General features: G+C 70.7%; 10 protein-coding genes. 4 read left to right on the plus strand and 6 right to left on the minus strand.

Translation table 11 applies throughout. From position 1 onward, the window contains the following. The first annotated feature begins 521 nt into the window (after positions 1 to 521). On the plus strand, positions 522 to 983 hold the full coding sequence (locus VFZ39_RS18895; RefSeq protein ID WP_330867354.1) for a hypothetical protein: 462 nt from the start codon (positions 522 to 524) through the stop codon (positions 981 to 983). Positions 984 to 1,061: 78 nt separating this feature from the next. Here VFZ39_RS18895 and VFZ39_RS18900 read toward each other — a convergent pair whose 3' ends face one another. From VFZ39_RS18900 to dapA, 3 genes are read right to left on the minus strand one after another with little or no spacing between them, the layout of a single operon-like run. Next, positions 1,062 to 2,855, minus strand: coding sequence for a sensor histidine kinase (locus tag VFZ39_RS18900; protein ID WP_330867355.1), 1,794 nt, complete (start codon positions 2,853 to 2,855; stop codon positions 1,062 to 1,064). Positions 2,856 to 2,877: 22 nt separating this feature from the next. Next, positions 2,878 to 4,569, minus strand: a complete 1,692-nt coding sequence (locus tag VFZ39_RS18905) for a ribonuclease J (RefSeq protein WP_330867356.1) — start codon at positions 4,567 to 4,569, stop codon at positions 2,878 to 2,880. A gap of 50 nt (positions 4,570 to 4,619) precedes the next feature. After that, positions 4,620 to 5,522: a 4-hydroxy-tetrahydrodipicolinate synthase gene (dapA, locus tag VFZ39_RS18910; RefSeq protein WP_330867357.1), complete on the minus strand. Its 903-nt coding sequence runs from the start codon at positions 5,520 to 5,522 to the stop codon at positions 4,620 to 4,622. Between the two features lie 166 nt (positions 5,523 to 5,688). Between dapA and VFZ39_RS18915 the strand changes: the two genes are divergently transcribed. After that, positions 5,689 to 7,284 (plus strand): CHAP domain-containing protein, encoded by a 1,596-nt coding sequence (locus VFZ39_RS18915; protein WP_330867358.1) that lies wholly within the window; start codon positions 5,689 to 5,691, stop codon positions 7,282 to 7,284. Here VFZ39_RS18915 and VFZ39_RS18920 read toward each other — a convergent pair. Further along, on the minus strand, positions 7,264 to 8,829 hold the full coding sequence (locus VFZ39_RS18920) for a helix-turn-helix transcriptional regulator (RefSeq protein WP_330867359.1): 1,566 nt from the start codon (positions 8,827 to 8,829) through the stop codon (positions 7,264 to 7,266). The genes VFZ39_RS18915 and VFZ39_RS18920 overlap by 21 nt on opposite strands. An 85-nt stretch (positions 8,830 to 8,914) precedes the next feature. Between VFZ39_RS18920 and VFZ39_RS18925 the strand changes: the two genes are divergently transcribed. Beyond that, positions 8,915 to 9,709 (plus strand): methyltransferase domain-containing protein, encoded by a 795-nt coding sequence (locus VFZ39_RS18925; RefSeq protein WP_330867360.1) that lies wholly within the window; start codon positions 8,915 to 8,917, stop codon positions 9,707 to 9,709. Between the two features lie 13 nt (positions 9,710 to 9,722). Here the strand turns inward: VFZ39_RS18925 and VFZ39_RS18930 are convergent, their stop codons facing one another. Next, a complete protein-coding gene (locus VFZ39_RS18930; protein WP_330867361.1) occupies positions 9,723 to 10,136 on the minus strand; it encodes a VOC family protein in 414 nt (137 codons plus the stop codon). Further along, entirely contained in the window at positions 10,133 to 11,020 is an 888-nt protein-coding gene (locus tag VFZ39_RS18935) for a helix-turn-helix domain-containing protein (RefSeq protein WP_330867362.1), read from the minus strand. Before VFZ39_RS18935 ends, VFZ39_RS18930 begins: the two co-directional genes overlap by 4 nt. Before the next feature lie 96 nt (positions 11,021 to 11,116). Between VFZ39_RS18935 and VFZ39_RS18940 the strand changes: the two genes are divergently transcribed. Then, on the plus strand, positions 11,117 to 11,860 hold the full coding sequence (locus VFZ39_RS18940; RefSeq protein ID WP_330867363.1) for a class I SAM-dependent methyltransferase: 744 nt from the start codon (positions 11,117 to 11,119) through the stop codon (positions 11,858 to 11,860). Positions 11,861 to 11,944: the final 84 nt, after the last annotated feature.

Raw genomic sequence — 11,944 nt, forward strand, 5'->3', positions numbered from 1 at the left:
AATCGCGTGAACGCACATCGGCACGAGCGATCAGGGACACGGTGGGGCGCTCCGTCTCGGACACGACCTGGTCGAACCCTCCGCCCGACGAGGCATGTCCTGTCGCCAGCACTCCATCAGGCATACCGTGGCGGGAACGGCAGATGGGAGGGCGTCATGCCGACGTGGGTGTACGTCATCGCCGCGATCGTTGTTCTGGTCCTCGCGTGGAGGTTCCTCGCACGGCCTTGGTTGGATAAGCGGGCACCACACCCTCATGTCCCGCACGACCGCCCGCTGCGCACAGTATTGGGCGACTTCGGACATCCCGGCGAGTAGACATGACAAGAGCCCGCCTCGCAGGCAGCAAGGTGTGCTCTCGCATGTGCCGGCTCGGGACGTAACTTCTCGACAGAGCGTCCGGCCCGGGTAGGCGACCGTGCGTGACGCCACCTCATACACAGCGGCGCGACCGCGGCACGCCCGAGTGAGTCGACGTGCTGTGGGTAACGTGAGGACGTCGCCTCATCGAGTGGAGAGACATGAACCTGCTGGCCCAAGCCGCCGCGGCGGCAACGCTTGTCCTCGCACCGCTCGTCGTACCGTTGCCGGCTCAGGCAGCCACTGAGTCCACCGGCGTGAACTGCGTCGGCAAGCAGGTCGTCCGTTGCGTCTGGTTCAACGTCGACCGCACCAACAACCGGCTGCGCGCGCGCTCGGGGATCTGGGACGCCGCAGTGAGCGACCCCGACCCGAACTACAGCGTGGCCACCTCGCAGGTGCGGCTGCAGCGGTACGTCGGCGGCACCTGGCGGTACTGGAGCGGCTCGTACTTCGCGGACTACGACGGCTGGCACGGGTCGGTCGACCGCGCCGCGGGTGGGTTGGTCGGCTGCGGCAACGGAAACTCGTACACCGTGCGCGCCGTTGTCCACCAGAAGTGGACGGGCTCGTCGCCCGGTTCAGGCACCCAATACGGGCCGAGGACGTCTTTCGTCTGCTGAGTCGAGCGGCGCTGGTCGAACACCTCGGCACGGATGTTGAGGGACCTCTTCGACGCGATCTCCTGACCGGGACTCTCCTCACACACCCTCGGTGAGCGGCACCCGGAGGGTGAAGACGCTGCCCTTGCCCAGCTCAGACTCGACGACGATGTCCCCGCCGTGCAGCTCGGCGATGGTGCGTGAGATGGCCAGGCCGAGGCCGGTGCCGGGGATGGTCAGGGCCTGCGGGTTCGTGGAGCGGTGGAACGCCGAGAACAGGTGGACCTGGTCCTGGGAGGAGATCCCGAGGCCGGTGTCGGAGACGCGGACCTCCGCCATCCCCTCGTTGCAGTGCAGGGAGACCTCGACTCGGCCTCCGGGCGGGGTGTACTTCACGGCGTTGCTGCACAGGTTGTCGATCACGCGCGGCAGCTCCTCGGCGTCCGCGAGCACGCGCACCGGGGTGTCGGACTCGAGCAGGGACAGCTCGACGCCACCGGTCTGGGCCTGGATCTTCAGCATCTCCATCGCGGCGTGGCATGACTCGCGCAGGTCCAGCGGCACCCGCTGCAGCTCACCGCGGCCCTGGATCCGGGAGTAGTTGAGGAGGTTGGTGACCAGCCGGTCGAGCCGCGCTGCGTTGCGAGAGATCGCGCTCACCGAGGTCGGCTGCACGCCGGCCTCCTCCAGCAGCTCGGTATGGCCGATGATCGAGGTGAGCGGGGTCTTGAGCTCGTGGGAGATGGTGGCGATCAGCTCACCCTTGTAGCGGTCGAGCTCGCGCATCTCGGCGAGCAGCCGCCGCTCGGTACGCCGCAACCGCACGTCCCGCACCAGTCGACCCAGCTCCCGGCCGGCCTCGTGGACCGCGTCGACCTCCTCCGGCTCGAACCGCGGCATGGAGTCGTCGCGCAGCATCACGAGGTAGCCGAGCACCTCCCGGTCGACACCGACCGGGGTGACCAAGCCGTGAGTCCAGCCGTCGCGGTTGGCCTGCTCACGCAGGTTCGGGGCGGCCGTGAAACCCCCGAAGTCCGGGTCGCGCACGGAGAATGCCCGGGGGCGGTGGATGCCCTCGGTGGCCAGCCGGACCAGGTCGGCGCGCAGCGCGCCCACGGTCTCCTCGCTGGCTCTGGCGGGGTGAGGCGTCCCCACCGCACGGTCTTCGTGGTCGTCCACGTTGTCGGCGAAGCAGCGCACCGTGACCTGCACGACGGGGAGCGAGGCGTAGAGCGCCTCGGCAGCGTCCCGCAGGGCGTCCTGCAGCTCGACCCGGCCGGCGAGCAACGCCAGCTGCTTGAGGGCCTCCCCCAGCCGCACCTGCCGGCTGAGCATGTCGCGCCGCTGCGCGTTCTCCAGCGCGAGACCGGCCTGCACCACGAACATCTCGAGCAGCTCCCGCTGCTCCTGGTTCGGGATCTTGTTCTCGGGGGGCAGGTCGACCGCCATGTTGCCGAGCAGCTCCCCGGTCGAGGAGTAGAGCGGGGCGTAGAGCGCGTCCAGCGGGTGCCACGCGTTGGGGTCGTCGCTGACCTCGAGGTCAGGGACCCAGAGACTCTCGATCTGGTCAGGTGGCAGCCGGTCGTGCGGGACGAACCGCAGGATGCCCCAGTGGTCGGCGATCGAGAACTCGCGTCCGAGGACGTTCTCGGCCGGAGTCCGTCGTCCGATGAGGTCGTCGAGGTCGACGTCGTCGCCCGCCACCGCCGCCATCACCAGCGTGTCACCCTCGAGCCGGGAGATGGCCGCGACGCCGTACCCGAGACCTTCGACGACGCCCTGCGCGATCTCGTGCAGGACCTCGGCGAGGTCGGCCGAGGAGCTGACGCGCCGGGTCACCTCGTAGAGGCGGCGTACGACGTCCGCGCGGAACGTGTCGAACGACCGCGTCATCGGTCCTCCTGGGCTGGTGTCCTCAAGCCTCGATGACCACGGGGATGATCATCGGGCGGCGTCGGTGCGTCTGGTTGACCCACCTGCCCACCACCCGCCGCACGGTCTGCTGCAGCTGGTAGGCGTCATCCACGCCCTCGGCCACCACACGGTCGAGGGCGTCGATGATCGGTTGCTTGATCTCGTCGAAGGTCGAGTCGTCCTCCGCAAAACCTCGCGCATGGATCTCCGGGCCACCGGCCACCTTTCCGGTCACCGAGTCGACCACAACGATGACAGAGATGAAGCCCTCTTCGCCGAGGATTCGACGGTCCTTCAGGTCCGATTCGGTGATGTCCCCGACCGAGGATCCGTCGACGAACACGTAGCCGCAGTTGACCTTGCCGGCGATCGTCGCCAAGCCGTCCACGAGGTCGACCACGACGCCGTCCTCGGCGATCACCACGTTCTCGTCCGGCACGCCGGTACGCCGAGCCAACGCGGCGTTGGCCAGCAGGTGTCGGATCTCACCGTGTACCGGCATCACGTTGCGCGGCCGGACGATGTTGTAGCAGTACAGCAGCTCACCCGCGCTGGCGTGCCCGCTGACGTGTACGAGCGCATTTCCCCTGTGGACGACCTTGGCGCCCCAGCGCGCCAGGCCGTTGATCACCCGGTAGACGGCGTTCTCGTTGCCCGGGATCAGGCTCGAGGCGAGCACGACGGTGTCGCCCTCCTCGATGTGCACGAAGTGGTGGTTGCGCTGGGCGATCCGGCTCAGGGCGCTCAGCGGCTCGCCCTGGCTCCCGGTGGAGACCAGCACCTGCTTCTCCGGCGCGAGGTCGGCCAGCTCCTTCGCGTCCACCAGAACCCCTGGCGGGACGTTGAGGTACCCGAGGTCGCGCGCGATCGCCATGTTGCGGACCATCGAGCGTCCGACGTACGCGACCTTCCGGTCGTGCTCGACAGCCGCGTCGAGGATCTGCTGCACCCGGTGCACGTGCGAGGCGAAGCACGCGACGATGATCCGCTGCCGACTCTCGTGGAAGACCTGCTCGAGGACCGGCGCGATCTCCTGCTCCGACGTCGTGAAGCCTGGGACCTCGGCGTTGGTCGAGTCGACCATGAAGAGGTCGACGCCCTCCTCGCCGATCCGCGCGAACGCTCGGAGGTCGGTGATCCGGCCGTCGAGGGGTAGCTGGTCCATCTTGAAGTCGCCGGTGTGGAGGATGACGCCGGCACCGGTGCGGATCACGACCGCCAGCGCGTCCGGGATGGAGTGGTTGACGGCGACGAACTCCAGGTCGAAGGGCCCGAAGGTGAGCCGGTGCCCCTCGCTCACCGTGTGGTGGACGGTCTCGCGCAGCCGGTGTTCGCGCAGCTTGCTGTCGAGCAGCGCGAGCGTGAGCTCGGACCCGACCAGCGGGATGTCGCCGCGCTCGCGCAGCAGGAAGGGCGTGGCGCCGATGTGGTCCTCGTGGCCGTGGGTGAGCACGAGCGCCTCGACGGCGTCGAGCCGGTCCCGGATCGCCTCGAAGTCGGGAAGGATCAGGTCGACACCGGGGTGGTGCTCCTCGGGGAACAGCACGCCGCAGTCGACGATGAGCAGCCGGCCGTCGTACTCGAAGACGGTCATGTTGCGGCCCACCTCCCCCAGACCGCCGAGCGGGATGATCCGCAGCCCGCCCGGGACTAGCTCACCGGGTGCGGACAGTTCGGGGTGGGGGTGGGGCATGTTTGGGTCCTCGTGCTCTCTGTATGAGGTGGTCGTCGGGTGACGAGTCGTCAGATCAGGCCGGACGCGGCGAGGCCCGTGCGCAGCTCGGCCACCTCGTCGTCGGTGAGCTCCACCAGCGGGGAGCGCACGCGCCGGTTGTCGATGACACCGAGCAGCTGCAGCGCTGCCTTCGAGGTGGTGGCGCCGTAGTTGGGCACCTTCATCATCGCGTCCATCGTCGGCAGGAGTCGGTGGTAGAGCGACAGCGCTCCGGCGTGGTCGCCGTGGAACCACGCCCCGGCCATCGCCGACAGCATCTGGCCGCCCGCATGGCCGACGACCGAGACGAAGCCACACCCGCCGTGCGCCAGCCAGCCGAGGTTGGCGTGGTCGTCACCGGAGTAGACGGCGTAACCGAGGTCGATCAGCCGGACGCCGCGGACGAAGTCGCCGACGGCGTCCTTGATCGCCACCACGTTCGGAAGCTCCTTGGCGGCGGCGTAGGTCTCCAGGCTGATGGCGGTGCCGGTACGGCCGGGGACGTCGTACAGCATGACCGGGACGTCGGTGGCTGTGGCCACCTCGGTGAAGTGGTGGAGAAGCCCCGGTTGACTCGGCCGGCTGTAGTACGGCGTCACCAGCAGCACGCCGTCGGCGCCGAGCTTCTCGGCCTGCTTGGCGAGCTCGACGGAGTGCGCCGTGACGTTCGTGCCGACACCGGCCACGACCTTCGCGCGGGAGCCGATGGCGTCGCGTACGACGCGCAGGACGTCACCACACTCGGCGACCGAGGTCGTGGGTGACTCCCCCGTCGTCCCGCTCACGACGACACCGTCGTGGCCGTTGTCGACGAGGTGGGTCGCGATCGCGGCAGTCTGGTCGAGGTCGACCGAGCCGTCGGCGGCGAACGCGGTCGCCATCGCGGTCAGCATCCGCCCGAAGGGCGCCTCGGGGGAACGGGCAGCGGTCATGCCGTTCAGGGTATCCGTTCGCGATCCGCCCGATAGCCCCGCTGTCCCGCTGTGTCTAGTCCGTTCGGGCCATCTTCAACCAAACCGCCCCGACGCCTCGCGGTCCCCGCTGACCATGGTTCCGCGCCCGTCCCCTGCGGGCGCTTCCTCATGGGGGGAGGACCCGATGCCACGATTCGTAGGACTGCTGGTGCTGATCGCGCTGCTCGTCCTCCCCACCGGTCCTGCCCTGGCGGCGCCGGGACAGCCCGGGGACAAAGGCCCCAAGGAGGAGCCGGTCTGGACCGGCGTGCCCGGTACCAACGCGGCGCACGACGACTTCGGCTACCCCTGGCCGGCGGCCCCGGACTGCGACGAGTCGAACGTGAGCAGCGGCGGCTGCATCAACGACGGGCTCGGCTTCTTCCAGGGCCAGTGCGTCTCGTGGGTGGCGTACCGCCTCAACCAGCGCAACGGCTTCGCCTTCAGCAACTGGTACGCCGGCCGCCACTGGGGCAGCGCCGTCTACTGGAAGAAGGTCGCCAAGAGCCTCGGGCACAAGCCGGACGAGGTTCCGGCGGTCGGCGCGGTCGGCTGGTACTCCCGGGGCCACGTCTCGTACGTCGAAGCGGTCAACAGCGACGGCAGCATCGTCATCTCCGAGATGAACATCGACGGCCACAACGGCTTCCACTTCGCGACCGTCTACCCCGGCGACCACAGCTGGCCCGACAAGTTCCTGCACCTCGCCGACGTGATCCCGGTCGACACGACCGCCCCCGACCGGCCGGCGCACGTCTCGGTCGACGGCGCCACGAAGGCGCCACGCGTGACGTGGACCAAGTCGGCCGACAACATCGGCACCACCGGCTACCGGGTGATGCGCAACGGTGTGCCACTCGCCACGACCGACACGCCGTCGTACGTCGACCGCCAGGCCACTCCGGGCCAGTCGTACACCTACTCCGTGGAGGCCTTCGACGAGGCCGGCAACGTCTCCGCCGCCGGGTCCGCCACCCAGCGCGGCACCGCACCGGCGAACCGTCGGCTCCGCGCACGCTTCCGCGGCGACGACGCCACCGTGGTCCAGACCACGAACGGCCCGGTCGCCTGCGGGCGGCTCGGCCGCACTCGTGACCAGCGCGTCGGCTGTCGGGTGCGAACCCTCGACGGCGTCCGGACGGTACGAGCCGGGCGGGAGGTGCCCTGGGGCGAGCCCAACAGCCGGCGCTTCCTCGCCGACGAGCACGACCGCGTCTGGTACTGCCGCGTCGTGAACGATCGGTCGGCCTGCCTGCCCTTCGACCTCGAGTCCCTCAGCTGGGGCTTCGACCGCATCAAGCCGACGCGGAACACCGCGACGTACGGCACCTGGCTGATGACCGGCCTTGGACCGGCCCGCTGCGGCTACGCCGGCGACCGCCCGACGTGCTCCGTCGTGACCTCGTCCGGCTGGCGCTCGCACCGAACCGCCCGCGACCTCCGCCCCGGCGACCCCATCTCGCGGGCGTTCGTGCAGACCTCCGACGGGGTGTCCTTCTGTCGGGTCGTCGGAGGCCGGGCGGCCTGCACCGCTCTCGAGGGCCCGCGCCTTGACTGGACCCGGACCGTCGCCGTGGGCCGGGACCAGGCCCTCGGCCGGTGGACGCTCACGCGTCTCGGACCGGCCGTCTGCGAGGCCGGCCAACGCCGATCCTGCACCGTCGTTGCGCGACCTCGGGAGAGCCACGACCGCACGGTCGTCAGCCGGGCCATGCTGCGGTCACGGCTCACCAAGGCGTGATCGGGTCGCACGAGCGCTGAACCAGGCGGCGGCCTCGGCCCGGTTCCGCATCCCCAGCTTCGCGAGCATGTTGCTGACGTGATGGGCGACGGTCTTCCTGCTCAGGAACAGCCGGTCCGCGATCTCGGGGTTCGAGAGCCCCTCGGCGACCAGCGCCAGCACCTCGTGCTCCCGCCCGGTCAGCAGCTCCTCGGCGCGCGGCGCCGGAGTCGGCCGCCCGCCGAGGCTGCGAAGCAGAGCCGATGCCCGGTCGAGCTCCTCGGACGCGCCGAGCCAGGCGAAGGTCTCGGCCGCCTCTCGCGCCTCGGCGAGTGCGGCACCGGGGTCGGACGCTGCAAGCGCCTCGGCCAGGGCGATCTGGGCGCGGGCTCGTTCCACCGGCAGCCTGGCCGCAGCGAAGTGCCGCGCAGCGCGTCGGAGCGAGCCACGCGCCTCGGGGTCGGCGTCGCTGAGCGCGACCAGCCCAGCTGCCAGACGGGCGTAGCCCCTCAGGGCCTCCCCGACGTCCGCAGCCGCCAGCTCGGCGGCCACGCCGGCTGACTCCGCGGCCGCCTCGGTCAGCCCGCAGGCCAGCCGGAGCTCGGTCAGCGCGGCCAGGTCGGGGAGGACCGCGAGATCGTTGCCGCGCTGGTCGAGCGCCTCCGCGAGTGCGGCCACCGTGGCACCCCGCTCGGAGTCGGTCAGCGCCCGTCGCCAGCCGACCCGCGCCGCCGGGCGGATGCTGAAGCGGTCGCCCCGGCTGAGCACCAGGAGCTGCTCGGCGTCGCCGAGGCGGCCCTGGCGGGCCCGGAGCTCGGCGAGACGCGCGCACGCGGCGGGACGGAGGGCCCGGTAGGTCGCGTCGTACAGCTCGACCGACCGGGTGAGCTCCTGCTCCGCCTCCTCCCAACGACCCGCGACCGTCCAGATCGCGCCCACGTGCATGCGGCAGATGGCCGAGGCCCACGCGACGTCCTGCTCTCGCTCCAGAGCCGCGAAGACGCCGTGCCACTGCTCGGCCCGTGGCACATCGAGGACGGTCTCGCAGGCGACCATCAGCTTGCAGTAGATCTCGCCGGAGACGGTCGGGCTCGCCACCTCTCCGCCGTACGCCGCGGCCGCCGCCTCGTCCAGCCGGCGCATCCCCTCTGTGACCCGGCCGGCCTCGACCATCGTGAGGCCGCGGTAGGCGAGCGCGTCGAAGGCCAGGTCGCTGTCCCCGAAATCGTCCGCGGCGCGTTCCGCAGCAGCGATCCACTGGTCCCGTTCGCGCGCGTCGCCGGCGTGCAGGGCTCGCGCGAGTGCGACCCAGCCGGCCTCGGCACAGGCGCCGGCCTCCTCGGCCAGGTGGATCCCTCGCTCCAGCCAGCCCATCGCCACGGCGGCGTTGCCGAACAGGGCCAGGTGGTCGAAGGCGATCTGGTACGCCGCGAGGCGGGCCGCCTCTCGGGTGTCGCCGTCTGCGCGGAGGACGGCGTACGCCTGCTCGCGCAGCGCCAGGGCCGCCGCGTAGTCACCCGCGCGGGCAGCCTGGTCGGCCTCGTCCGCGAGGCGGCTCAGCCCCATGGCGCCATTGTCACCCGGAAACCGGGACGGCCACCTGGGTCAATTGACCGATCCGGCGCGCAGCCGGTCGGAGCACCCTGGGTGGATGGCGACCGAGCAGTTCCAGATCAGTGCCGAGCAGGCCGAGGCGTACGAGGACCGTTTCGTGCCGGCTCTCTTCCGCCAGTGGGTGGAGCCGGTGCTCGAGGCGGCCGAGCTGGGCCCGGGTTCCCGCGTGCTCGACGTCGCCTGCGGGACCGGCGTCGTCGCCCGCGCGGCATCAGAACAGGTGTCACCGGGCGGGAGAGTCACCGGGGTCGACCTCAACCCCGCCATGCTCGCCGTCGCCGAACGCGTCGCACCCGGCATCGAGTGGCGTGAGGGTGACGTGGCGTCGCTGCCGTTCGACGCCGACGCCTTCGACGTCGTCACGTGCCAGGCGGCGATCTTCTTCTTCCCCGACCCGGCAGGCGCGCTGCGCGAGATGGGCCGCGTGACCCGATCGGGCGGTCGGGTGGTCGTGCAGTCGTTCGCCGCGTTGAGCTCGCAGCCGGCGTACGGACCCTGGGTGGAGCTGGTCGCCCGGCATGCCGGACCTGATGCTGTCCGGCTGCTCGGCACGTACTGGTCCGAAGGTGATCCCGACGCCATGCGGGCGCGGTGCGCCGACGCCGGGCTCCGGGTGATCGCCGTGCACGAGCACGTGCGACCGGCCTACTTCCCGAACATCGAGACGATGGTGCTCACCGAGGTGAACGCGACGCCGCTGCGGGACCGGCTCGACCAGGCGCACCTGGAACGGATCCTTGCCGAGTCGCGCGACGTGCTCGGCGAGTTCGTCCGCGACGGCCGGCTGGTCGTCCCGCTGGCCGGCTTCGTGCTGGCGGCCGAACCCGTCTGACCGACGGCCGAGGTCAGGCCCGCGGTTCTCCGCGGTAGGGGCCGAAGGACCACAGGTTGCCCTCGGGGTCGGCAATCGCGAACTCCCGGTTGCCGTAGTCCTGGTCGGCGAGCTCGCGCACGACGCGCGCGCCCGCCTGCGTCACCTGGGCATACAGGTCGTCGACCCGGTCGGTCACGACGTACGCCCCGAACGTGCCGGGCTCGCGTGACCACTCCCCGTCCGGCTTGTGCGAGCCGAGCATGATGCCGCCGCCCTCGGGCCAGTCGAGCTGTGCGTGGGCGACCTTGCCGCCGTCCTCGTAGACGGCGGTCTTGACGAAGCCCACGGTGTCGACGAGGAAGTCGATGAGTGCGTGGGCGTCGCGGGCCTGCAGGGTCGGCCACACGGTGGGTGCGGGTGCCTTCTGGGTCTCAGTCGTGTTCATGCGTTCAATCCTTCGCCGTGGTGGTGGCCTCCGGCTTGGATGTTTCGGCCCTCCTCGGCAAGCCACGTCGTCGGGCTGCAGCCCAGGAACGCCTGAAAGTCCCGCACCAGGTGCGCGTGGTCGTAGTAGCCGCAGGCGTGCGCCACCTCGGTGAACCCGCTCGGGTCACCGGTGACGACCTGGGCCTGGATCGCCTGCCGGGCGCGGTCGAAGCGAATCAGCCGGTTGACCACCTTCGGTGGGACGCCGAGCTCTGCGCGGAACAGCTTGCTGAGCTGACGCCCGCTCAGCAGCACGTGCCGTGCGAGGTCGTCCATCCGGCCCATGCCACGGTGCGCCACCATCCAGCGCCAGGCAGCGGCAACCTCCGTCCGTGGCGCGGCGAACGACGGAGCGGCGCTCGCCCGGTCGAGGAGGTACTGCTCGACGGTCGCGAACCGCTGCTGCCAGGACGGTCCCTCCCCCACCTGGTGCTGCAGTCGCCGGACTCCGTCCCCCAACACGTCCGCGGCGTCGTTCGAGGCCTCGACGAGCTCGCGCGCGGGGACGCCGAAGAGACGCCGCGCGGCCAGAGGATGGACCGCCAGCTGGATCCCCGCCTGCCGCTCGGGCTGGAAGATGTACGCCGCGCTCGTGTGCAGACCGCCCAGCAGGTTGTCGTACGCGTGGGCGGACCCGTCCTCGTCGGCGCGCCCGTGGGTGCCGGCGACGATCGGAGTGTCGAGGTTGACGATGAAGGTCAGCGTCGGCGACGGCACGCCACGGTGCAGGGTGGGCTGCTGACCCCGCATCCGGTACCCGACCATCGACCCGACGACGCCACGCAGCGGACCCTCCGTCGGGGCATCGAGGAACTCGACCTTCTCGTCGACGGCGGTGGGCACCCGTCCAGTATGTCGCCAGAACCCGGGGGCGCTAGCGTCAAGAGCGTGGTGCGGTACCACGCCGACCTGGGCCGACGACCTACGAAGGGCAGTGCGATGTCGAGAGCGCAGCTGTACGACACCCTCGGGGCCACCTACACCGTGACGCGACGCACGGATCCGCGCATCGCCGCGCAGATCTGGGCTGCGCTCGGCCCGGCTCGAACCGTCCTGAACGTCGGGGCGGGCACTGGTTCGTACGAACCCCCGGACCGGCAGGTCCTCGCGGTGGAACCGTCCGCCCTCATGCGCTCCCAGCGCGCGCGGGACGCGGCGCCCTGCCTGTCCGCCGCTGCCGAGAGGCTGCCCTTCGCGGACCAGTCCTTCGACGCTGCGATGGCTGTCTGCACGGTGCACCACTGGCAGGACCCGATCGCCGGCCTGCAGGAGATGCGTCGCGTGGCCCGACGCGTCGTGGTCTTCCTCTTCGACACCAGCGACCCCGGTCAGTTCTGGCTGACCCGGGACTATCTGCCGGAGTTCGCCGACATGCGCGGCGCCAGGATCCTGGCGTCGCAAGCCGAGCTCATGGCCGCGATCGGCGCCCACAGCGAACCGGTGCCGATCCCCTGGGACTGCGCCGACGGCTTCTTCGAGGCGTTCTGGCGTCGGCCGGAGGCCTACCTGGATGAGCGCGTGCGTCGCGGGACGTCGATCTGGGACGCCGTCGGGCCCGACGCGGAGCAACGTGCTGTACGGAGTCTGAGCGAGGATCTCGCCTCGGGACTGTGGACCGAGCGGAACCGCGATCTCCTCGAGCTCGACGCGGCAGACCTCGGTGCTCGCCTGCTCATCGCCTGATCGACCTGTTCGCTCACGTTCGTCTGGTGAAGCTGACCTTGCCGGTCGGGGTGTTCTTCATCTGGTAGCGGTGGTCGTGGGCGA

This window comes from Nocardioides sp. (genome assembly GCF_036374615.1).
Lineage (GTDB): Bacteria > Actinomycetota > Actinomycetes > Propionibacteriales > Nocardioidaceae > Nocardioides.